Annotated in this window: 17 protein-coding genes and 1 tRNA gene; 15 read left to right on the top strand and 3 right to left on the bottom strand. The window is 66.0% G+C overall.

Annotation, left to right across the window (positions count from 1 at the left end):
- Nucleotides 1-57: 57 nt before the first annotated feature.
- Nucleotides 58-1,449: a glutathione-disulfide reductase gene (gorA, locus tag Q0741_RS11760; protein ID WP_298233390.1), complete on the bottom strand. Its 1,392-nt coding sequence runs from the start codon at nt 1,447-1,449 to the stop codon at nt 58-60.
- Between the two features lie 216 nt (nt 1,450-1,665).
- On the opposite strand from gorA, the gene Q0741_RS11755 reads away from it, so the two are divergent.
- The 12 genes from Q0741_RS11755 (at nt 1,666) to Q0741_RS11700 (ending at nt 16,072) form a co-directional block, all read left to right on the top strand.
- Nucleotides 1,666-1,742: transfer RNA gene (locus Q0741_RS11755), tRNA-Gln, on the top strand.
- 599 nt (nt 1,743-2,341) lie between these two features.
- The gene (locus Q0741_RS11750) at nt 2,342-2,749 is read left to right on the top strand and encodes a nucleotidyltransferase domain-containing protein (RefSeq protein ID WP_298233389.1); all 408 of its coding nucleotides are present in this window, start codon (nt 2,342-2,344) and stop codon (nt 2,747-2,749) included.
- A complete protein-coding gene (locus Q0741_RS11745; protein WP_298233388.1) occupies nt 2,739-3,173 on the top strand; it encodes a DUF86 domain-containing protein in 435 nt (144 codons plus the stop codon). The genes Q0741_RS11750 and Q0741_RS11745 overlap by 11 nt, the downstream gene beginning before the upstream one ends.
- Nucleotides 3,174-3,676: 503 nt before the next feature.
- Entirely contained in the window at nt 3,677-5,575 is a 1,899-nt protein-coding gene (locus Q0741_RS11740) for a serine/threonine-protein kinase (protein ID WP_298233387.1), read from the top strand.
- A gap of 416 nt (nt 5,576-5,991) precedes the next feature.
- A complete protein-coding gene (locus Q0741_RS11735; protein WP_298233386.1) occupies nt 5,992-8,124 on the top strand; it encodes an EAL domain-containing protein in 2,133 nt (710 codons plus the stop codon).
- Between the two features lie 26 nt (nt 8,125-8,150).
- The gene (locus Q0741_RS11730; protein WP_298233385.1) at nt 8,151-9,047 is read left to right on the top strand and encodes a PhnD/SsuA/transferrin family substrate-binding protein; all 897 of its coding nucleotides are present in this window, start codon (nt 8,151-8,153) and stop codon (nt 9,045-9,047) included.
- A gap of 110 nt (nt 9,048-9,157) precedes the next feature.
- Nucleotides 9,158-9,631, top strand: a complete 474-nt coding sequence (locus Q0741_RS11725) for a hypothetical protein (protein ID WP_298233384.1) — start codon at nt 9,158-9,160, stop codon at nt 9,629-9,631.
- A 21-nt stretch (nt 9,632-9,652) separates the two neighbouring features.
- Nucleotides 9,653-10,732, top strand: coding sequence for a c-type cytochrome (locus Q0741_RS11720; protein ID WP_298233383.1), 1,080 nt, complete (start codon nt 9,653-9,655; stop codon nt 10,730-10,732).
- Nucleotides 10,729-12,318 (top strand): SulP family inorganic anion transporter, encoded by a 1,590-nt coding sequence (locus Q0741_RS11715; RefSeq protein WP_298233382.1) that lies wholly within the window; start codon nt 10,729-10,731, stop codon nt 12,316-12,318. Before Q0741_RS11720 ends, Q0741_RS11715 begins: the two co-directional genes overlap by 4 nt.
- A 220-nt stretch (nt 12,319-12,538) precedes the next feature.
- Nucleotides 12,539-14,782: an NADP-dependent isocitrate dehydrogenase gene (locus Q0741_RS11710; protein ID WP_298233381.1), complete on the top strand. Its 2,244-nt coding sequence runs from the start codon at nt 12,539-12,541 to the stop codon at nt 14,780-14,782.
- Between the two features lie 494 nt (nt 14,783-15,276).
- Nucleotides 15,277-15,732 carry a ferric iron uptake transcriptional regulator gene (gene fur / locus Q0741_RS11705; RefSeq protein ID WP_298233380.1) on the top strand — a complete coding sequence of 152 codons (456 nt, stop codon included), beginning with the start codon at nt 15,277-15,279 and terminating at the stop codon, nt 15,730-15,732.
- Complete coding sequence (locus Q0741_RS11700; protein ID WP_298233395.1) at nt 15,728-16,072, top strand: VCBS domain-containing protein; 345 nt, start codon at nt 15,728-15,730, stop codon at nt 16,070-16,072. The genes fur and Q0741_RS11700 overlap by 5 nt, the downstream gene beginning before the upstream one ends.
- On the opposite strand, the gene Q0741_RS11695 is transcribed toward Q0741_RS11700, so the two are convergent.
- Nucleotides 16,035-18,005 (bottom strand): PAS domain S-box protein, encoded by a 1,971-nt coding sequence (locus Q0741_RS11695; protein ID WP_298233379.1) that lies wholly within the window; start codon nt 18,003-18,005, stop codon nt 16,035-16,037. The two genes, Q0741_RS11700 and Q0741_RS11695, sit on opposite strands and share 38 nt — an antisense overlap.
- A gap of 310 nt (nt 18,006-18,315) precedes the next feature.
- On the opposite strand from Q0741_RS11695, the gene Q0741_RS11690 reads away from it, so the two are divergent.
- Both Q0741_RS11690 and Q0741_RS11685 read left to right on the top strand, forming a co-directional pair.
- Nucleotides 18,316-18,609: a DUF3135 domain-containing protein gene (locus Q0741_RS11690; protein WP_298233378.1), complete on the top strand. Its 294-nt coding sequence runs from the start codon at nt 18,316-18,318 to the stop codon at nt 18,607-18,609.
- Between the two features lie 305 nt (nt 18,610-18,914).
- Nucleotides 18,915-19,232, top strand: coding sequence for a c-type cytochrome (locus tag Q0741_RS11685; RefSeq protein ID WP_298233377.1), 318 nt, complete (start codon nt 18,915-18,917; stop codon nt 19,230-19,232).
- A gap of 471 nt (nt 19,233-19,703) precedes the next feature.
- On the opposite strand, the gene ilvD is transcribed toward Q0741_RS11685, so the two are convergent.
- Nucleotides 19,704-21,563, bottom strand: a complete 1,860-nt coding sequence (ilvD, locus tag Q0741_RS11680; protein WP_298233376.1) for a dihydroxy-acid dehydratase — start codon at nt 21,561-21,563, stop codon at nt 19,704-19,706.
- Between the two features lie 273 nt (nt 21,564-21,836).
- Here ilvD and Q0741_RS11675 point away from each other — a divergent pair, with 273 nt between their 5' ends.
- Complete coding sequence (locus Q0741_RS11675) at nt 21,837-22,265, top strand: VOC family protein (RefSeq protein ID WP_298233375.1); 429 nt, start codon at nt 21,837-21,839, stop codon at nt 22,263-22,265.
- The last annotated feature ends 288 nt before the right edge of the window (nt 22,266-22,553 follow it).

The following is a 22,553-nucleotide window of genomic DNA, read 5'->3' as shown; positions in this document are numbered from 1 at the left end:
CGGCCCGCGGGCCGCTTTTGCTTGTCTGGCGCCTGGGCTGGCAGGTGCATACAGCCCTCAGGTCGGCGCGGCACCGGTGGGTCCGTGCGGCGGCGCACCGTGGCGGCGCGCGGGTTCACGCATCAGCACGAATTCCTCGGCGGCCGTGGGGTGCACGGCCAGCGTGCGGTCGAAGTCGCGCTTGGTGGCGCCGCAGCTCATCGCCACCGCCAGGCTTTGCACGATCTCCGGGGCATCGGTGCCGATCATGTGGATGCCCAGCACCCGGTCGCTGAGACCGTCCACGACCAGCTTCATGTAGGTGCGGGCTGTGCCCCCCGCGAAGGCGCTCTTCATCGGCCGGAAGTCTGATTCGTACACGTCCACCGGTCCCTCCCTGGCCGCGTCGGCCTCGGTCAGACCTACGGTGGCGATCGGTGGGTCGGTGAACACGGCGCTTGCGACGGTGCGGTGGTCCACGCGCGAGGCGCTGCGGCCGAATACGCTGTCCGCAAAAGCGCGGCCCTCGGCAATGGCTACCGGCGTAAGGTTCACGCGGTTGGTCACGTCACCGATGGCCCAGATGCCGCCGGCGGTGGTGTGGCTGTCGAGATCCACGGCGATGGCCCCGCGCACGTCGGTCTGCACGCCCGCTTCCGCCAGTCCCAGTCCCGCCGTGTTCGGCCGCCGGCCCGTGGCATTGAGCGCAGCGCTGGCGCGCAGCACCGAGCCATCGGCACGCTGTAACTCGAAACCCTTTTCACTCTGTGCCAGCCCGTGCAGGGCTACCCCGCTCGCCAGCGTGATGCCGCGTCCGGCCAGTGCGTCGGCCAGGCGCGTGCGCAGGTCGCGGTCGAAGCCTCGCAAGGGATGGGTGTCGCGGAAGGCGAGCGTGACCTGGGATCCCAGTCCGGCCAGGATGCTGGCGAACTCCACCGCGATGTAGCCCCCACCGACCACCAGCAGCGATTCCGGTACCTCGCGCAGGTCGAGGACCTCGTTCGACGTCATGGCCAGAGCTAACCCGGGCAAGGCGTCCTGTGCGGGCGAGCTGCCGGTGGCGATGAGGACATGGTCGGAGCGCAGCGTGCGTCCGCATACCTCGACGAGGCCAGGGCTTGCCAGTCGCGCACGGCCCGCCACCAGTTCGACACCTGAGTCGGCGAGCAGCTTGCGGTAGATGCCTTCAAGACGGCCGATCTCGCGTGCCTTGGCGTCCGCCCAGCGTGCCATCTCGAAACGGCCTGCCAGTCCGGTCCAGCCGAAGCCGGCAGCCTCGCTGAGCAACTGCGAGCAGCCCGCCGCGTACATCATCAGTTTCTTGGGCACGCAACCGCGGATCACGCAGGTGCCGCCCACGCGGTCGGCTTCGGCGATGAGGACGCGCGCGCCGTGGGCCGCAGCGCGCCGGGAGGCCGCGACGCCGCCGGAACCGGCGCCGATCACGATGAGATCGTAGGTGTCGTCCAAGGTGCGTTCCTCAAAGTATGGCGCCGGCTCTCCGGGAGATCCGGTGCCTGAACCATAGCGCCGAGTTGCCTTGCAGCCGCCACGAGGCCGCGAGGTCGCGCTGTACGTCCTTGCTCAAGCTGCTTGGGCTGTTCCTCATTGCAAGCAAAAACAGCTGCTAAATCTGATAGAATCAAATTCTGCTTGCAAGGCAACGGCGTGAGCCGGAGCCGGTGTAGGGGAGTCGCCAAGTTGGTTAAGGCATCGGATTTTGATTCCGACATGCGAGGGTTCGAGTCCTTCCTCCCCTGCCAAATCCGTTGAGGGCACATCCGTGGTGCCCGGGTGCGCACCGTTTTTCGCAGCATTTCCTCACTGCGGTTCCCGAGTTGGAGCGCGCTGCTCCGTCTTCCACAGCCATCCTGTGATCGACATCCCATGGCGGGCAGGCCGATCTCTGCACGCTTGATCATTCCTGGGTGAGCGGCCGCATTGAACAGTCCGTGGTGCGCACCGTCCTGGAGGTCTTTTCCTTTGACCGGCACAGCGACCTTAGCCCTTCGCCGACTCGCGCAACAGCCGCGACGACGGTTTCCGATTCTGGCTCGCGTTGCAGCCGTGCGACCAGTGCCCAGCGACATCGCCACAGTGGTGAAAGCGCCGGTGACGGGTCCGGGCAACAAGCGCTCATGCGGGCCGCCGGTGAGTGAAGGCGCCTCCGATAGAGGCCATCCCAGTGGATGGCGGCAACTGCTTGTCGCGCTTTAGCCCAACTGCGACTTGCTGTTGTTCGGATTGCTTGGCATCGATTTTTGTCGGCAAAGATTATGGGGGATTATCTCTGCTGTGCAGCGGAAGAAGGCATTGTCGCCGTCGCGCTTTGCTGTCTACGCACCGTGGAATACTGGATGCCATGACTTCTGTCTTGAACCGCGATGCCATCCTCGGCATGCTGCGGGACCGCCTGCCTGGGATGTTGGCCGTCCATGCCTTCGGCAGCCGCATCCAGGGTACGGCAGGCCCGGACAGCGATCTGGATCTGGCCGTGCTCGTTGCGGGCTATGCCGACCCGCACGTGTTGTGGGAACTGGCCGGCGATCTGGAGGAGGTGGCGGGCTGCCCGGTGGACCTGCTGGACCTGCGCGCGGCGTCCACTGTCATGCAGTACCAGATCATCACCACGGGTCAGCGCTGGTGGCGAAGCGACGTGCGGGCCGACTTGTTCGAAGCCGCCGTGTTGAGCGAAAAGACCGAGCTCGACACCGCCCGCGCCGGGCTGCTTGCGGACATAGGGCAAAGGGGAAGCATCCATGGCGGATGACGTGTTGCTCAACAAGGCGGCCACCATTGAGCGCTGCGTGGGCCGGGCGCGAGAGGAGTACGCCGCCAATCCGGCCGGGTTTGCCACCGACTACACGCGGCAGGACGCCGCCATCCTCAACATCCAGCGCGCCTGCGAAGCCGCGCTGGACATGGGCCAGCACCTGATCAGGCGCGAGCGGCTGGGCGTGCCACAAAGCGCGCGGGATGTGTTCACGCTGTTGTCCCGCGGCGGCTGGATCGACGCCGCGCTGGCCGAAGGTCTCAAGCGGATGGTGGGCTTCCGCAACATCGCCGTGCACGACTACCAGGCGCTGCAGCTTCCGATCACGGTTCGCATCATCGAACGCCACCTGGACGAGTTTCTGCAGTACAGCCGTGCGCTGCTGCTGCGCGATGCCGGGCGTGGAGCCGGTCAAGGGTGACAAGGGGGGCGCGGTGCCGACCGCGGACTCTCGTTGCAATACAGTGCATGAAGCACCCCCGAATTCCGTAATCAACCCCGGCGGCACGATTTCGTGTTGGCACCCAACGCCTATTTCTGCTCATCACGTTGATCCTGCCATCGAAAGAAAATGGCGAATTGCTGGCTGGGTTTGTTGGCATGGATCATGGTCATCACAAACCGGGTTTGCAATTTTTTTAAATAACTTGACAGAGAGAAACGGCTGCAGTGGCAGAGGGGGGCGGTGTTTTTGTCTCAACCATTGAGCAACCCCAGGTGGGGAATGCCGCTTCGTGCGTGGTTATCATCAATCCAGCGGCAATCAAGCTCATGTCGTGGCGGGTAGGCAGCGGGTCCCGGACACGAAAACAGTGACTTTTGATTGCCAACGATTGGCCTTTGGTATCAACCCCCGGACCTGGATCACAGATGTCTACCGCTGATACGAACAGCGAGCCCAGCGACCAGGGGCGGAACAGGCCCGTGGGCGTGTTGCCTCCAGGGCACCTGGTGGCGGAGTTCAGGATCGAGCGGGTTCTGGGCAAGGGCGGCTTCGGGATCGTGTACCTGGCATTCGATACCCGGCTGGAGCGTCTGGTCGCGGTCAAGGAGTTCATGCCCCAGTCGCTGGCGCAACGACTGCCCGATCACTCCATCGAGCCGCTGTCGGAGCGGCACCGGGAAACCTTCTATCTCGGCCTGCGCAGTTTCATCAGGGAGGCCCGCAGCCTTGCCAAGTTCAAGCACCCGGCGGTGGTGGAGGTGTACCGCTTCTGGGAAGAGCTTGGAACGGCGTACATGGTGATGCCGTTCTACGAGGGCCAGACACTGAAGCAGCGCCTGAAAAGCATGGCTGCGCCGCCACCGGAAGAATGGCTGCGCGAACTGATGGAGCGCGTGCTCAAGGGACTGGATGTCGTGCACCAGCAGGGATGGCTGCACCGGGACATTGCTCTCGACAACATCCTGATGCTGCCTGGCGACCGGCCGCTCCTGATCGATTTCGGTTCCGCCAAGCAGGATATTGGCGATGCGACGCAAGCCCTGACGGTACTTCTCAAGCCTGGATACGCACCGTTCGAACAGTACAGCGACTCCGGTTCCTTGAAACAGGGCCCCTGGACGGACCTGTACGCCGTGGGCGCGATGTTGTATTTCGCCATCTCCGGCAAAATGCCCGTGGAATCGGTGGTGCGTGTCAGGAAAGACGTCATGGTTTCCGCGCTCACGCTGGGGCGCGGGCGCTATTCGGCCGCATTTCTACAGTTCATCGATCATTGCCTTGCCGTTTGGCCTGAACACCGGCCAAGAAACGTCACGGCCGCCCTTGAGCTGCTGCGCAAGCTGGATTTGCAGGAAAAGGCTTGGAACTGGAAAAAATCCGGGGACGAGCGTCAGGACGTGCACATCCCCCCAATTTCCAGGAACGACAGGCGACGCTTCAGGCTTCCATCCGGATCGCGGCTGCCCCGGTCGTGGGCTGGCGGCATCGCGGTGCTACTCGGGAGCTTGGCAGGCCTGGTGTTGTGGGAACCATGGTCCATGTCCGTGATACGCGTGGCAGACAAGGATTCGGAAATTGGCGACCGTCCAGCGTTTACCGCTTCGCTGCCGGGCGATGATTACTTCGGTACGCCGGTTGCAGCCAAGCCTGATATGCCTGCGCTGCCTTTGCCCGTACCTCAAATGACCGAGGCGCCGGCTCCCGCGCCACCGGTACAGCTTTTTGCCAATCCGGCGACTCCAGAAAGAGCCCTTGAAAACCTGCTGGATGAGCGTGATCCAACCATTCGAATGGTTATGACACCGGCGTCCGAGAAACTGATACTCAAAAAGCAACGGCTGCAGTTCACAGTCAAGGCCCGCGAGCCTGGTTTCCTTTACGTGTTCGCTACCGGACAGCAGCGCGGCAATCTCGAATTGCTGTGGCCGGCCGACGATGAGTCTCTGATGGGCATGGAACCCAGTCGTGCATGGAGGATTGACGCCCTGGTGCCTGCGGGCTCGGGTAGCCGAGGCAAACGCCATATCGGCGTGATGGTGTCGAAGGCCCCGCGAGACCTGGCGGGTGCCGGCTGGCAGCGACAGGGTGGCGTGTTGAGCCTGTCCTTTTCAGAGGCATCCAAAACCGCCGCCGCACCCTGGTTCGGGTTGCCGAACTGCGCTCCCGTCCCCGGCACATGCAACGCGGAATTCGATGCCACCCGCATCGAGTTGGCGTACTCGCAACCACCTTCCAGGGAGGCCAGAAGGTCCGAGCCGCCAGGCTGGCGTCTGGCCACCATAAGGAAGGCCGAGTGCGAAAGCCTGCAGCATTTGCTGACCCTCGACGGCAATACCTTGGCGCAACGCAGGTTTGCCGAACTGGGCTGCCGCCGTTAGGCGGTGAATGGGACGGCCGGCAGGAAGATAAAGGCAGGGAAACCGCCTGCCGCGGAAGCCATTGAAGCAGGCTCACCGTCGCACGTGACAAGGCTCACGCTGCACTGCGTTTGGCCATACCCTGGCCGGAGCGGAAAATATCCACGGATCATTCCCGAGCAAGCCCGGGATAAGCCTTGGTTCTTTTGCGAGGTGCCGTATCGAAAGGCGTTCGATGCGTTGAACGCAAAACCTTGAAATCCCGCTCCATGGCGGTCCAGGTGGACGCTTGCGCCTCAGCCTGTCCCGGCATGCGGTCACCTTCCAGGTGACGCTTCGCTCGCTATTGCGAATTACTTGGCACGGTCTAAACAAGCCCGGAGGGTGCTTATTCCGGCCTACGGTATCCTGACGTAAACGGAAGCAAGGACAAGTACGTGGAAGGGGCGCAGTCTGCCAATGTCACCATCGCCGATCCCGAGCGGGGCGCGATGCGCTTTGGGCTGCGCGCGAAGTTCATCGTCACCGTGCTGCTCATCCTGACCGTCACGATGGCGGCGAATACGTGGTATTTCGTCCACACCTCGACCCAACGGCAGGAGCAGCAACTCCGCGAGCGCGGCCATGCGCTCGGCCGCCTCATCTCGCTGATCAGCCCGCAAGCGATCATCGCGTTCGACTACCTCCAGCTCAACGACTACACGCGTGAGGTTTCCGCGCAGCCGGACGTGGTCTACGGGGTCATCGTGACGCCCAAGGGGATCCCGATCAGCACCTACATCCGTGGCGCCGACGCCGCGACGCGCCACCAGGCCCAGGCCGCCAGGCCGGACGATCTGGTCGAGACGCTGCGGCGTTTGGGCGGCGAGGCCGACCTGCTCAGTCTTGACTTCCCGATCGTCCACAACGACGTCGAGTTGGGCCGCTTCCTGGTCGGGCTCAGCCGCGGATCGCTGCACAAGGAGATTCATCGCCAGCTCGTGACGCAGCTGCTGCTGCTGGCCGCGGTTGTCCTGTTCCTTGGCGCGGCGATCTACACGGTGTTCCGTTTCAACGTGCTGCAGCCGATCCAGAAGCTGATCACGGCATCGCGGGTCGTGGCTCGGGGCGAGTACGCGGTGGTGGATGTGGACTCAACGGACGAGTTCGGCATGTTGGCGCGGGCCTTCAATGCGATGGCTTCGGAAGTGAAGCACAAGCAGGAGCGGCTGCAGCGGCAGGCGAACTTCGACTCGCTCACCGGGCTTCCCAACCGGATGATGGCTTTCGAGCGCATCGGCCTCGAAGTCCAGCGTGCCAAGCGCCAGGGCGAGCGCTTCGCCCTCATGTTCATCGACCTGGACAATTTCAAGGACGTCAATGATTCGCTGGGCCACCCGGCCGGCGATCGCCTGCTCGTGGACATCGGGGCCCGCCTCAAGGATTGCATGAGGGCTTGCGACACCGTGGCCCGGCTGGGGGGCGACGAGTTTCTGGTCGTGGTGCCCACCTTTTCCGACGAGGCCGAGATCGAGCGCATCGCAGCACGAATCGCGAAGGCGGTGTCCGAGCCGCAACTGCTGTGCGGGCGCAAGGTCGTTGCCAAGTGCAGCATCGGCGTGGCGATCTACCCCGACAACGGCGAAAGCGTCGAAGCATTGATGGCCAATGCCGACAACGCCATGTACCAGGCCAAGGCCGTCCACAGCGGGTCGGCGATGTTCTTCACCGAGGAAATGAACACGCGCCTGCGCGAGCGCGTGTTGCTGGAGCAGGGCCTGGACGCTGCCGTGGAGCAGGGGCAACTCACCCTGTTCTTCCAGCCCGTTCACCAAACCCGTTGTGGGCGGCTCAAGGGAGCCGAAGTGCTGCTGCGCTGGCGCCATCCCGAGCGCGGCTTCATCAGCCCGGCGGACTTTGTTCCGGTGGCGGAGGCCAGCGGCCAGATCGTCCAGATCGGCGACTGGGTGCTTGAGCAGGCCTGTCGCTGCTGGTCGGCATGGAGGAGTGCGGGCATCGACCCGGGCTCCCTGGCCATCAATATCTCCAGCGTCCAGTTCAAGAGGAACATTTCCGAAAGGCTCGGCCGGCTGATGGCCGCCTACGGTATTCCACCGCATGCCCTGGAGCTTGAACTGACGGAACGCGTGCTTCTGGAGGACCATAAGCAGGTTGCCGAGGAATTCACGAAACTGCGCGCGCTTGGCGTGAGGTTGGCCCTTGACGATTTCGGGACCGGCTACTCCTCACTGAGCTACCTCAAGTATTTCCGTTTTGATTTGCTCAAGATTGACCGTAGTTTCGTGGCAGGTTTGCCGGACAGTCTGGACGATGCATCGGTCGTCAAGGCCATCCTCGCAATGGCGGCGGGGCTGGACCTCGAGGTTGTCGCGGAAGGCGTTGAAACGCATACCCAGTTGCAGTTTCTCAGCGCTCAAGCCTGTGACTATGCCCAGGGCTATCTCATTGCCAAGCCGATGGACGAAATGTCCTATGGCAAGTATTTGCAGGAACTCAACGCCGGTGGTGCCGAAGGCGCCATTTCTCGGCTCATGGGCGGCGTCGCGGCTCGGGACGCCATCAGTTTCTAACCACAATAACGTCGAAGGATTTGCAGGTGATCGTTGGATCGCAGGGAGGGCGGTTTCGCGTCGTGACGAAGTATGTTGGACTGTGTGGGCTGCTGCTTGCAACGGTGCTGAAGTCTGCCGCTTACGCTGCGGACGGAAACCTCGTGCTCGGCATCTTTCCGCGCTACAACGCGACCGACACCGCGACGATGTACATGCCGCTGGCGGATTATTTGAGCCAGCGGTTGGGCAACATCAAGGTCACGGTCGCCACGACCAAGGATTTCGACACTTTCTGGAAAGGCGTCGAAGATCAGAAATACGACGTCGTCCATTTCAATCAATACCAGTTCATCCGCTCGGCGAAAAACTACAGGGTCATCGCCCATAGCCAGGAATTTGGCCGCAACGCGGTCGCCGGCGCGATTTTCGTGCGCAGGGACAGCGGAATCACCGACTTGACCCAGCTCAGGGGACGTACGGTCATTTTTGGCGGCGGCAGGGACGCGATGCTGAGCTATATCGCGCCGCGTTTCCTGCTGATGCGCGCCGGCCTGAAGGATGAGGACTTCAAGAGCGAGTTCGCCGTGAATCCGCCGAACGCGCTGCTGGCGCTCTATCACCGGCAGGCCGATGCGGCAGGCGGCGGCGACATCCTCGTGGACTTGCCGGTGGTCAAGAATGCCATCGACGCCGGCGAGCTCAAGGTGCTGGCGATGACCGACCCGCTGCTGTTCCTGCCGTGGGCCGTCAAGCGCACGATGCCGGCAAAGCTGCGCAACTCGATCCAGTCGATACTCACCGAGCTGGGCCAGGACCCCGCAGGCAAGGAAATACTGAAGGCTGCCAAGACGAGCGGCATCAACAAGGCCGAAGACAAGGATTACGCGGTCCACCGCACGATGGTCAAGGCGGTCATGGGTCCCAAGGGAATGGGCAGGTGAGGGACGGCCGGGACTCGACGGCAGCACCGCCTGGTACCACGGGCCGGCTTCGGCGCAGACGCATCGGCTCCGCGCTCACGACCCGACAGCGCGCGCTGGGTGCCTTTGCCTTGCTGGCCGCATTCTTGTTCTGGGCGCACTGGGGCTCGGGCGTTCCCGTCTTCCGATCGGGAACCGCCCCCGAGCCTGGCTGGGAAGCGTTTCGCGCGCGCTACGACGTCGACTATTTCGGCAAGGACGGCCAATTCGTGCGTGCCGTGCAGAACGGCTACCACCTCGTGTCGTACACGACCAAGTACGCGCCACGATTCACTCGGCGCACGGCTGCCGACAAAGTGAATTCCTGCGTGAGCTGCCACACGATGGAAGACTTCGCATACGCCTTCGTCAACTCCGACCGCTTCAATGCACGGCTGGGCAAGCGCATCGGCTTCGAGGAGCAAGTACAGCGCTGCTACGTCGAGCATCTGGACGGCTACGTGCCCACGATCTATGACCCTGCGGTGCGCGACATCCGCTTGCTTTCCCGCGCGATCGCCCACCATCTGCAGCTCACCGAGGGCGCCTTGAAGAAGGAGCCGTGAGCCATGCGTCCCGTCAGCACAATGCTTGCGAAGATTGCGCTGCTGCTGTTCGCCGCGGGGGGCTTTTATCTGCTGGCCGTGCACAAGCACCAGCAGCGTCAGCAAGCCCGCGACATGCCGGTCAAGCTCACGGCCGCGTGCGGCGAGAAGCTGCGGAAGTACGCCCTGGCGCCCGGCGAGCGCTACCGCTCTCCCTACGTGGCGCAGCGCACCGGCACGAGCGTCGAACTGCGTGGCTACAGCGACGAGGACGTGCGGGCCATCCAGCGCGGTTGCAACATCATCGACGACACGCAGGGACGGCAGGCGGCGGACGTGAGCAGCGAGCGCTGGAACTCGACCCGCTTCATCCGCGGCACCCACCTCGCCTGCACCCACTGCCACCAGTCGGCCGGCGACAAGCAGGACGCCCACGGCAATCGCCTCAAGGGCTCGCTCAGCCTGGGAACCTCCTGGGTCATGGCCGACATGTACGACCGCTTCACCGGCTTGCTGCTGCCATACGAATTGCGCCAGATGCAGTGCTACATCAACTCGTCGAACGGCTACAAGCCCAACATCGCCGACGACCTCATCCGTGACGTGACGGCCTACAGCCGCTTTCTCTCCGCGGCGCTGGATTTGAAGATCGGCAACCACTACGAGGAGCAGGGTGTCGATGAAATCGCGGCGTCGGCAACGCTGAAGCAGGGTGACGACTACGTTCGCGGCGAGGCGCTGTACAGGGAGAAGTGCATCCACTGCCACGGCGCGCAGGCAGCGGGACGCGAAGTGAACGCACAACTCATCGCTCCGGCCATCGCGGGGCCGAATGCCTGGAACGCGCAATCGCGCAACTACTTCAATTACGTGTCAACGATCTTGCCGGGCTTCATCTGCCGCAACATGCCCCTGGGGCAGGAAAACACGCTGTCCAACCAGGAGTGCCGTGACATCGCCTCCTACATCGGCAACCTGCCGCGCCCGGCCGGCGACCGGCAGGGCCCGGTGATGGCGCTGAGGCAGCAAGTGCTGATGCGGGGGATGCCGCTTCTCTTCGACCTCATGGGCACGGGCCAGACGGAGATGCCGCTGCAGCAAAGCGGGCGGCCCGCACCGTGAAAGCGCTTGCCGTGAAGTACCGGGCGGCGGCGCGGCGGTCCCGGTCCGCCCTGGGCGGCACGCTGCTGGTGGGGCTCACGCTCGCGCTGGTGACGATCCCGCAGGCGGTCGCGTTTTCGGTGACGCTGGCGGGCGTGCCGCCACACTTCGGCATCAACGCCGCGATCTGGGGCGTGCTGTTCTGCGCGTTGCTCAACCCGTCGCGGATCTTCCATGGCGGGCCGAACAACTCGATGTCGGCCGCGATCGGGGTCACGCTGCTGCCGCTGTGCGCGCCGTTTGGCGCCGAGTACATGGGCCTGGCACTGACCCTCGGCCTCATGGCCGGGCTCGTCCAGTTGCTGTTCTACGTGATCCGTCCGCTCGGCCGGATGCTCGATCTCATCAGCGAGCCGGTGATCAACGGCTTCGTCTGCGGCATCGGGCTGTTCCTGATCTTCAAGTCGATCACCACCTTCGGCGGACTGCCGCTCAATACCGAGGTCGAGTGGCCGCTCTGGATCGCGTGGCAGTCGTTCCTGGCGGTGCTTGAAATCGGCAACCTCTACGCCATACAGATCGGGCTCGTCACGCTCGTCACCTGCGTGGTCGCGCAGCAGTTCGAGCGGTTGCGCAACTGGGCGGTGCTGAGCGGCATCGCGGCCGGGACGATGTACTCGCAGTACCTGGGCGCGACCGTGGGCCACGCCAACACCTTGGTCGAACAGATCGGCAACCTCTCGACATTCGGCGTGATCTCGCCGTCGGTGCCGCTTTTCAGCCAGGAGGCGATGCCCGACATCATCTCCATGGTGCCGAGCGCGGTGACGCTGGCGCTCCTGGGCCTGTTCCAGTCGGTGGCGGCGGTACGCCGCATGAACCGCAAGTCAGGCCACTACACCGACAGCCGCAGCGCCATCAGGGCCGACGCGATCTCGAACTGCCTGTTGCCCTTCCTTTCGTCGCTGCCCACCTGCGCCTCGTTCAACCGCATGTGGCTGGTGCACCGGCTCGGCATGCACAGCCGCATCGCGATCGCCGTTTCGGCCCTCTGGGTGCTGCTGCTGGTGCTGTACTTCGCGAAGACGATCGCCATCATTCCCATGCCGGCGATGGCCGCGATCGTCATGCTGCTGGGCGCCAACATGCTGAAGTGGCAGGACATCAAGCCCCACTTCAAGCACCGCGGCGAAGCGACGGTGTTCCTGGTGTCGTTCCTGTCGGTGCTGTTTCTCGACCTGTTCGATGCCGTGGTGCTGGGCTCGCTGGTGGCGATTGCCTATGCCAAGTGGCAGCAGGCACATCCGGACGTGAGCCTGAACGGCGGCGTCATGAAGATCCGCGGGAACGTCTATTACGGGTCGCTGCCCGTGATCGAGTCCGTGTACCACGGCGCGATCGCGCGCGGCGTCACGGATATCGTGATCGACGTCCGCGACTGCCATTACATCGATCCGGAAGGCTTGCGCTGGCTCTTCATGACGAAGGCCAGGCTTTGGGGCCTCGTTGACCGCCGCAGCGGCCAGGACCGCCGCGCAGCCCGGCGCGACGGGTCCGCGTACCCTGAACGCCGCCGCTCCAGCCCGGACCAGGAGCGCACCGATTGAAGCTGCCGCATTCCCCTCCTGGAGGCCGGTGCGGGGGGCGCTGAGCCGGCCCGGGAAGGCATGCCCGGCGTGTGCCAGGGGGAAAGCAGGCCGGTTCCCGAGCGCGCCGCACGGGTTTGGCGGGGAGGAATCGGACTCTGTACGGCGCGCGTCAGCTGGATGACGGCAAATATTGAATACAGTATTAGGTTTTCCTCACCCCCGCACAGAGAACGAAGCCATGGCTGCCGAGCATCCCCGCATCATTTACACCCTGACCGACGAGGCGCCGCTGCTGGCGACGTATTCGTTCCTGCCGATCATCCGCACCTTTGCCGCGCCGGCGGGTATCGAGATCGCCGAGAGCAACATCTCGGTCGCCAACCGGATCCTGGGCGAGTTCCCCGAGTACCTGAGCGAGATGCAGAAGGTGCCCAACGCGCTGGCCGAACTGGGCAAGAAGACGCTGGAGCCGGACGCCAACATCATCAAGCTGCCCAACATCAGCGCCTCGGTGCACCAGCTCGTCAGCGCCATCAAGGAGCTGCAGTCCAAGGGCTACCAGGTGCCCGATTTCCCTGAAGACCCCAAGACCGATGCCGAGCGCGCCATCCGCGCGCGCTACGCCAAGTGTCTGGGCAGCGCCGTGAACCCGGTGCTGCGCGAAGGCAACTCCGACCGCCGCGCCCCGCTGGCGGTCAAGAACTACGCGCGCAAGAACCCGCACAGCATGGGCGAGTGGAGCATGGCTTCGCGCACCCACGTGGCGCACATGAAGCACGGCGACTTCTACCACGGCGAGAAGTCGATGACGCTGGACCGCGCGCGCGACGTGAAGATGGAACTGGCGACCAAGAGCGGCCAGACCATCGTGCTCAAGCCCAAGGTCAAGCTGCTCGACGGCGAGATCATCGACAGCATGTTCATGAGCAAGAAGGCGCTGTGCGCCTTCTACGAAGAGCAGTTCGAGGACGCCCGCAAGACCGGCGTGATGCTGTCGCTGCACGTCAAGGCGACCATGATGAAGGTCTCGCACCCGATCGTGTTCGGGCACGCCGTGAAGATCTTCTACAAGGAAGCCTTCGCCAAGCATGGCGCGCTGTTCGACGAGCTGGGCGTCAACGTCAACAACGGCATGGTGAACCTGTACGACAAGATCGCCACGCTGCCCTCGTCCAAGCGCGACGAGATCATCCGCGACCTGCACGCCTGCCACGAGCACCGCCCCGAGCTGGCGATGGTGGACTCGGCCAAGGGCATCACCAACCTGCACGCGCCCAACGACGTGATCGTGGACGCCTCGATGCCGGCCATGATCCGCATCGGCGGCAAGATGTGGGGTGCCGACGGCAAGCCCAAGGACACCAAGGCGGTCATCCCCGAATCGACCTTCGCCCGCATCTACCAGGAAGTCATCAACTTCTGCAAGACCAACGGCGCCTTCGACCCGCGCACGATGGGCACGGTGCCCAACGTCGGCCTGATGGCCCAGCAAGCCGAGGAATACGGCTCGCACGACAAGACCTTCGAGATCGCCGAGGACGGCGTGGCCAACATCGTTGACCTCGAAACCGGTGAGGTGCTGCTGTCGCAGAACGTCGAGGCCGGCGACATCTGGCGCATGTGCCAGGTCAAGGACGCCGCCATCCGCGACTGGGTCAAGCTGGCCGTCACCCGCGCGCGCAACTCGGGCATGCCGGCGGTGTTCTGGCTGGACCCCTACCGCCCGCACGAGGCCGAGCTGATCAAGAAGGTCGAGACCTATCTCAAGGACCACGACACCACCGGCCTGGACATCCAGATCATGTCGCAGGTGCGCGCCATGCGTTACACGCTGGAGCGCGTCATCCGTGGCCTGGACACGATCTCCGTCACCGGCAACATCCTGCGCGACTACCTGACGGACCTGTTCCCGATCATGGAGCTGGGCACCAGCGCCAAGATGCTCTCCATCGTGCCGCTGATGGCCGGTGGCGGCATGTACGAGACCGGTGCCGGCGGCTCGGCGCCGAAGCACGTGCAGCAGCTGGTCGAGGAAAACCACCTGCGCTGGGACTCGCTGGGTGAGTTCCTGGCCCTGGCGGTCAGCATGGAAGACCTCGGCATCAAGACCGGCAACGAGAAGGCCAAGCTCCTGGCCCGCACGCTCGATGCCGCCACCGGCAAGCTGCTGGACAACAACAAGGGCCCGTCGCCCAAGACCGGCCAGCTCGACAACCGCGGCAGCCAGTTCTACCTGACCCTGTACTGGGCCCAGGAGCTGGCGGCGCAGACCGAGGACGCCGAGCTGCAGGCGCGCTTCGCGCCGCTGGCCAAGACGCTGGCCGAGAACGAGGCCAAGATCGTCGAGGAGCTGAACTCGGTGCAGGGCAAGCCGGTGGACATCGGCGGCTACTACTTCCCGGATCCGAAGAAGCTCAGCGCCGTGATGCGCCCCAGCGCCACCTTCAACGCCGCGCTGGAGTCGCTGGGCGTGGCCGGCTGAGGCGGCACCGGGGTGGGCAGGCGCACGGCCGCGCCCTGAGCGGCCGGCTCCCGGCTCACCTTCACTTGCCGACCTGAACGGGCGGCCGGGGCTTTGCGGCCCCGGCCGCCCGTTGCCGTTCTTGGCGCTTGAAGCTCATTCCGAGTCTTCGTCCCTCACGGCTAGCGCCCTTTAGCCATGCCCGGCCACCCCGTCCCTTCCACCCCTGACGCACCTCCTTCACCAACGGCCCAACCCCAAATTCACGCCTCTCAAGGAGAACCCATGGCCATTCCCCGTATCGCCGCCTATCCCATGCCGCAACAGGCGCCCGCCAGTCGGGCGGGCTGACCTTTCGATCCGCGGCGCCTACGAGCGGTGGCCGGCCGCGGTCGCCTGATAAACGAGAATCGTTCCTGTTTAGAATGTCCTGACCGGAGCAGGATGCACGCGCGGCCATGCCGCGCCCGCGCGATGCGCCCGGGTATTCCGCAGCCAGTGATGGAAGGTGAGCAATGAGCAAGCAACCGCTGCCCCAGGCGGACAATCTCAGGACCAGCGGCCTCAAGGCCACACTGCCGCGCATGCGGGTGCTCGACGTCTTCAAGCGCGCCGACAGCCGCCACCTCAGCGCGGAGGACGTGTACCGCGAACTGGTCAACGAAGGCGCCGACATCGGGCTGGCGACGGTGTACCGGGTGCTGATGCAGTTCGAGCAGGCGGGGCTGCTCAGCCGCAGCCACTTCGACACCGGCAAGGCCGTCTTCGAGCTGCGGCAGAGCAACCATCACGACCATCTCGTGTGCGTGCGCTGCGGGCGCGTGGAGGAGTTCCATGACGCCGAGATCGAGCACCGCCAACGCGTCGTGGCCGAGACCATGGGCTTTGAGCTGAGGGAGCACGCGCTCACGCTCTACGGGTTGTGCTCGGCCCCCACCTGCGGCGGCGCGGAGGCGGGCGTGAAGGATTGATGGGCTCCGGGCCTACAGCGTGGACCGCGCGGTGGCGCAGCGGCTGGCCGCGGGCGAAACGGTCACCGAGCGCTTCAACGCCACCGTGACGGACAGCGCCGGCAAGAGCGCCACGCAGCTGCTCACCGTGACGGTCACGGGCGCCAACGACGTGCCGACGATCACGGCGCAGGACTTGGCCGGCAGCGTGGCCGAGATGGGGGTGCCCGCGGGCCTGCTGACCACGGTGAGCGTGACGCCCACGGGTCGCAACGGCGGCCCGGTGCTCAACGGTCCGCAAGCCCGGCTGACTGCGGGCACCGTCAGGTCTGCGGCAGCTCCAGCGTCAGCGTCACGCTGAACGTGGTGCCTTGGCCGGGCTGGCTCTGCAGGCCGAGTTGGCCGCCCATCATGTCCACCAGGCTGCGCACGATGGACAGGCCCAGCCCCGTGCCGCCAAAGCGCCGCGTGGTGGAGCTGTCGGCCTGCGTGAAGGGGTCGAAGATGCGGGCCTGCTGGTCAGCCTTGATGCCGATGCCCGTGTCGCTGACTTCGAAGCGCAGCGAGACCAGCCGGCCGTTGGAGGCGCGCTGCCTCACGGCCAGCCCCACGTGGCCCGCCGGCGTGAACTTCACGGCGTTGCTCAAGAGGTTGAGCAGCACCTGTTTCAGGCGCAACGGATCGCCCAGCAGGCGCGCCGGCAACTGCGCGGGCACGTCCAGCTCCAGGGCCAGGCCCTTGGCATCGGCCTGCGGTTGCACCAGCACGCGCACCGCGTCGAGCAGCGGCCCCAGCTCGAAGGGCACGGCTTCCAGGCGCAGCTCGCCGGCCTCGATGCGTGAGAGGTCCAGCACGTCGTTGACCAGCGCCAGCAACTGCTCGCCGGCCTGGTGGATGTAGCCCACGTAGTCGCCCGCCCGCTGCGGCAGCTCCATCCGCTGCAGCAACTGGCTCAGGCCGATGACGGCATTGAGCGGCGTGCGGATCTCGTGGCTCATGTGCGCGAGGAAGGCGCTCTTGGCCTGGTTGGCGGACTCGGCCTGGGCCGTGCGCTGGCGCAGCTCGTCCTCCATGCGGCGCCGTTCGGTGAGGTCCGCAATCATCGCCAGGAAACCGATGACGTTGCCGGGCAGGTCGCGCAGCAGCGTCACGCTCAGCAGCCCCGGAAAGCGCGAGCCGTCGGCGCGCACGAAGGTCCACTCGGTGCGCTGTCCGGGCTCGCCTTGCGGCGCGTCGCCGCGCAGCAGGGCGGCCTGCAGGTCCGGCGGCAGCTGGTACCGGTCCCCCGGCAGGCCGAGCAGCACCGGCGGCAGCTCGTCGGCATCGTGGAGCGCCGCGATCGGGTGGCCCAGCATCCCGGCCGCCGTGGTGCGGAACATGGCCGCGGCCGCCGGATTGAAGGACGTGATGGCGCCGCGGAGGTCGGTGGTGACGATGGCGCTGCTGGCGCTGGCCACGATGGCGTGCTCGCGCGCGCTCAGGAGGCGCAGCTCCGCGGTGCGCTGCTGCATCTGCCGCTCCAGCAGCTCGCGCGCGACGCGCTGCTCGTGCACGTCCGTGGCCACGGCGAACCAGCGCTCGCCCCGCCCGTCCGCGTCGCCCAGCAGCTGCGCGCGCACCAGGAACCAGCGGTAGTTCCCGGCGGCGTTGCGCAGCCGCAGCTCCACCTCGTAGGGCATGCCGGCGCGCCGCGCCACCTTCCATGCCGTGAGCGCCTGTGCCCGGTCCCGGGGATGGATCTGCCGGGCCCAGGCGCGCGCGTTGCGCAACTGCCGCGGCAGCCCGGTATACCTGGACCACTGTTCGTTGACGAAATCGGGCCGCCCCACGGGTGATGCGGTCCAGACGATGCTCGGCAGCAGGTGCGTCAGCGCCCGGAACTCGTCGACGGCGCGGCGCTGTGCCTCCTCGGCGGCCTTGATCTCGTCGATGTCCAGCAGCGACACGATGCAGCCGCTGAACCGGCCGTCCTCGCCGAAGCTGGGCTCCGCCGCGCCCGCGACCCAGCGGAACAGGCCATCGTGCCGCAGCAGCCTGAGCTCCAGCCGGACCGCCTGCCGCGACGCATGGGCCTGCCGCAGTTGCTGAAGCGTGTGCTCACGCTCGTCGGGATGCAGCGCGCCGCTCCAGCCGGTGCCCCGCGCCTGCTCCAGCGTCTGGCCGGTGTAGTGCCGCCACGACGCGCTCAGGCCAACGCAGTTGCCCGCGGGGTCGCTCCACCATGTCATCACGGCCGCACGGTCGGCCAGGCGAGCAAGACCCGCTTCGTCCGCGTCTGATGCTGACGCACCCATCTTTCCCCCGGTTGCTGCTTGCTGCGCGAGGCGATCTTCTTTACCGAGCCTGTGCCCGGGGAACTTCGGATTGCCACCATCAGCGGGCACCGTGCCAAGGGTTTCGGCGTGATGGCGCTGATCTTTAGTGTATTGCGCAGCAACCGGCGGGAATTGGCGACGGTTGCAAGCGCTAGCTACCACCGTATCGGGGGCTGGAGGCGCGGGCCGGTGCGGCTCAGGCTGGAGGCTCCTGATCCAGCATGCCGCCCGGGCCTGCTGCCGGCACGGCCCTTGCCGTGAACGCCCAGGCCGGGACGGTTCCACAGCCATGCAGCACTCCTTCGACTTCGACCTCTTCTCCAGGCTCGCGCAGGAAGACCCGGCGGCCTTCGAGGCCCAGCGGCGGCTCCTGTTCGAAGAAGCATTCGCGCAGATGCCGGCGCAACACCAGGCCGCCGCGCGGGCCCGCCTGGCCGAGGTCCAGGTACGGATGTCCGCGGCCCCGAGCCCGGCCGGGCGGCTGGCGGTTGCGGTGTCAGCGATGAGCGATTCGCTGTCCGCACTGCAGTGCAGCATGCTCATGCTGCGCGACGAGCTGGCGCCTGTGGCCGTGCAGGGCTGAGAGGCCGCCTGTATCCCAAACGGGCGACGGACTCCGGGGCCGCGTCCGCGCAGCATCCGAGCCAGCCGTTGCGCGCGCAGCGTGCCGGGCCGGGTTCCGGCCGCGGTCGTTGCGTGATGGAGCAGTCCGCGCCCGCGTGCTGCGCCACCGGCTGCTGAAGCCTGGCGCTACGGCTAAGGGTTGATACCGACGATGCTGGGGCTTCGGAGCCGCCGGAGACCCGGGGCGCGAGGCCGGTACGGGGCTTGCGTTGCAGGCGGGCAGCTCCCGTTCTCCATTCGCAGTCCCACACCAGAGGCTTATCGATGTCCCTGAGCACCAACGCAGCGCTTCTCCTCCTGTCGGGCGTGGCCGCCACCTTCGCCGCCTTGCCAGCCCATGCCGCCGACGGCACGGCCGTGTTCAACCAGGCCTGCGCCATGTGCCACGTGCCGGGCCTGGCCAACGCGCCCAAGCTGGGCGACAAGGCCGCCTGGGGGCCGCGCGTGGCGACCGGCCGCGAGGCGCTGCTCAACAGCGCGCTCAAGGGCAAGGGCGCGATGCCGGCCAAGGGCGGCAACCCCAAGCTGAGCGACGCCGAGGTCGCCGCCGCGGTGGACCACATGCTGGGCTCGGTCCAGTGAGGCGCGCGTCCGCGCGCTCCCGCGCGTGGACCACGGGCAGAAAGCGCTGATCAAACAACATACTCGATTCACCTGCAGCATTCCGCCAACCGCTTTTCCTGGCGAGCCCGGCTTTCCTTCCCCTTCCTCACCCCTTGCTTCCTCTTGCACAAGGCCTCGGCCATCAGCGGACGGGCTTGCTCACTCCGTTGCGGGCCGGGTTCACCCAGCCCGCGACACCGGCGGGAGCCGTTTCGCGTGTCGGCGTGAGAGGGGGGTGGAGGGTGTGGAAAGGGACACGCCGCGGGCCGGTAAAGAGGTGGTGAATCCGTCCGTGCGCTGGCGTTAATCGAGTATGTTGCTTATGGCCTGTCCACGCCGATCAGCGGGCTCTCCCTTGCCGTTGCTGGCTCAACGGCGCGGTGCTGCCCGTAAAAAAGCCGCTCCACGGAGCGGCTTTCGTGCTGGCGGGCGCGAGGCGCGCCGCGGGGATCAGTCGTCCAGCAGCGACAGGTCGCGCACGGCGCCCTTGTCGGCCGACATGACCAGCTTGGCGTAGGCCTTGAGGGCGGCCGAGACCTTGCGCGCGCGTGGCTTGGCGGGCTTCCAGCCCTTGGCGTTCTGTTCCTCGCGGCGATGCGCCAGTTCCTCGTCGGACAGCAGCACGTTGATCGTGCGGTTGGGGATGTCGATGCGGATGCGGTCGCCGTTGCGCACCAGGCCGATGGCGCCGCCGGCCGCCGCCTCGGGCGAGCAGTGGCCGATGGACAGGCCCGAGGTGCCGCCGGAGAAGCGGCCGTCCGTCAGCAGCGCGCAGGCCTTGCCCAGGCCCTTGGACTTGATGTAGCTCGTGGGGTAGAGCATCTCCTGCATGCCTGGGCCGCCCTTGGGGCCCTCGTAGCGAACGATCACCACGTCGCCGGCCTTGACCCGGTCGTTGAGGATGTCATCCACCGCCTCGTCCTGCGACTCGGTGACGTGGGCCGTGCCCTCGAACACGAGGATGCTGTCGTCCACGCCGGCGGTCTTCACCACGCAACCGTCGAGCGCGATGTTGCCCGTGAGCACCGCCAGGCCGCCCTCCTTGGAGAAGGCGTGCTCGTGGGAGCGGATGCAGCCCTCGGCGCGGTCCAGGTCCAGGCTGGGCCAGCGCGTGTCCTGGCTGAAGGCCACCTGGCTGGGAATGCCGGCCGGGCCGGCGAGGTAGAAGTTGCGCACGGCATCGTCCTGCGTGCGCACGATGTCCCATTGCGCCAGCGCCTCGCTCAGCGTGCGAGCGTGCACGGTGGGCACGTCGGTGTGCAGCTTGCCGGCACGGTCGAGCTCGCCCAGGATGGCCATGATGCCGCCGGCGCGGTGCACGTCCTCGATGTGGTACTTGTTGGTGTTGGGCGCCACCTTGCACAGCTGCGGCACGACGCGCGAGAGGCGGTCGATGTCGGCCATGCCGAAGTCGATGCCCGCCTCGCGCGCGATCGCCAGCAGGTGCAGGATGGTGTTGGTGGAGCCGCCCATGGCGATGTCCAGCGTCATCGCGTTCTCGAAGGCCTTGAAGCCCACCGCGCGCGGCAGCACGCGCTCGTCGTTCTGCTCGTAGTACTGGCGGGCCAGCTCCACGATGCGGCGGCCGGCGCGCTTGAACAGCTGCTCACGGTCGGCGTGCGTGGCCACCACCGTGCCGTTGCCGGGCAGCGACAGGCCCAGCGCCTCGGTGAGGCAGTTCATGGAGTTGGCGGTGAACATGCCCGAGCACGAACCGCAGGTGGGACAGGCCGAGCGCTCCACCTCGGCCACCTCGGCGTCGGAATAGGACTTGTCGGCCGCCATCACCATCGCGTCGATCAAGTCCAGCTTCTTGATTTCCACGGCCTTGGTGACGGGGTTGGCCAGGCGCGTCTTGCCGGCCTCCATGGGGCCGCCGGAGACGAAGATCACCGGGATGTTGAGCCGCATGGCGGCCATGAGCATGCCGGGCGTGATCTTGTCGCAGTTGGAGATGCACACCATGGCGTCGGCGCAGTGCGCGTTGACCATGTACTCCACCGAGTCCGCGATGATGTCGCGGCTGGGCAGCGAGTACAGCATGCCGTCGTGGCCCATGGCGATGCCGTCATCGACGGCGATGGTGTTGAACTCCTTGGCCACGCCGCCCGCGGCCTCGATCTCGCGCGCAACGAGCTGGCCCAGGTCCTTCAGGTGCACGTGGCCGGGCACGAACTGGGTGAAGGAGTTGACCACCGCGATGATGGGCTTGGAGAAGTCGTCGTCCTTCATGCCGGTGGCGCGCCACAGGGAGCGGGCACCCGCCATGTTGCGGCCGGCGGTGGAGGTTTTGGAACGGTATGCGGGCATCGTGGGTGCGGATGGAAATCGCGAAAAAGGAAGCGGGCCGCGGAACTGCGGTCCCCTCGCGCGCCCGTGCGACCAGGCTCTTGAGCCGCGCTCTGGGCAAAGCCCTTGATTATCCCTTAGCCCTTGCAGGGTCCCGTCCACGGACTGGGCGCCGCGCCCGAGGCCGGCTGGATCCGGCCACGCTGCAAGCCGAGGCTTTGCGGCACGGGAAGCGAGGCGGCGAAACGCCGCCCTACCATCGCGCGCTCAACCACAGCCCCCGTGGAGTGCGCCATGGAGACGCAGGAACTGCACCGCGGCCGCCTGATCGACCATTTGCAACTGGTCGTCCGCGACCTGAAGGCGAGCCGGACCTTTTACGAGGCCGTCTTCAAGGTCCTGGGGATACCGATGGGCGGCAGCGGCGAGGACCATTTCTGGGCCGATGAGCTCTTCGTGTCCACGGCCGACAGCGAGGCCGCGCTGGGCCAGTTGACGGGCCGTCACCACCTGGCGTTCCAGGCGCAGGATCGGGCCATGGTGGACGCGTTTTACGAGGCCGCGCTGGCCCACGGCGGCACCGACAACGGCGCCCCCGGGGAACGCAAGTACCACCCGGGCTATTACGCCGCGTTCGTCCTGGACCCTGACGGCAACAACATCGAAGCCGTCTTCCATGGCCCGGCCACGCGCAGCGCGGGCTCGGTGGTCGTGACCTTCTGAGCGCCATGGGCCGGTTGCCACCGGCCTGGCGCGTGCGTGGCGCTGGTGCCAATCACAAATCCCGCCGTTTGAGTGCATGCGAGACCACGAATCGCTTATTCGCGGGGGTAAGGTACATCATCCTCAATTCCGTATTGTGACATTGCTTTCTGCAATATAGGATGTGACCCTCGATCACGGGGACGGACGGAAACGTCTGGCTCCCCACCACCAAGGGCTGCGAGACGGCCTGGAGAAGGAGAGACAGATGGCACAGAAACTGGCTTACGTGACTGGCGGCATGGGCGG

This window comes from uncultured Azohydromonas sp. (assembly GCF_937926365.1).
In the GTDB taxonomy this organism is placed as follows: domain Bacteria; phylum Pseudomonadota; class Gammaproteobacteria; order Burkholderiales; family Burkholderiaceae_C; genus Azohydromonas.
The sequence above is the reverse complement of the archived record's forward strand: the minus strand, read 5'-3'. Positions and strand labels throughout refer to the sequence as shown.

Bases quoted from the DNA above. Each gene is read 5' to 3' on its own strand.
- Q0741_RS11750 (WP_298233389.1), top strand. From the start codon at position 2,342: ATGACTTCTGTCTTGAACCGCGATGCCATCCTCGGCATGCTGCGGGAC.
- Q0741_RS11745 (WP_298233388.1), top strand. From the start codon at position 2,739: ATGGCGGATGACGTGTTGCTCAACAAGGCGGCCACCATTGAGCGCTGC.
- Q0741_RS11720 (WP_298233383.1), top strand. From the start codon at position 9,653: ATGCTTGCGAAGATTGCGCTGCTGCTGTTCGCCGCGGGGGGCTTTTAT.
- Q0741_RS11710 (WP_298233381.1), top strand. From the start codon at position 12,539: ATGGCTGCCGAGCATCCCCGCATCATTTACACCCTGACCGACGAGGCG.
- fur (WP_298233380.1), top strand. From the start codon at position 15,277: ATGAGCAAGCAACCGCTGCCCCAGGCGGACAATCTCAGGACCAGCGGC.
- Q0741_RS11695 (WP_298233379.1), bottom strand. From the start codon at position 18,005: ATGGGTGCGTCAGCATCAGACGCGGACGAAGCGGGTCTTGCTCGCCTG.
- Q0741_RS11690 (WP_298233378.1), top strand. From the start codon at position 18,316: ATGCAGCACTCCTTCGACTTCGACCTCTTCTCCAGGCTCGCGCAGGAA.
- Q0741_RS11685 (WP_298233377.1), top strand. From the start codon at position 18,915: ATGTCCCTGAGCACCAACGCAGCGCTTCTCCTCCTGTCGGGCGTGGCC.
- ilvD (WP_298233376.1), bottom strand. From the start codon at position 21,563: ATGCCCGCATACCGTTCCAAAACCTCCACCGCCGGCCGCAACATGGCG.
- Q0741_RS11675 (WP_298233375.1), top strand. From the start codon at position 21,837: ATGGAGACGCAGGAACTGCACCGCGGCCGCCTGATCGACCATTTGCAA.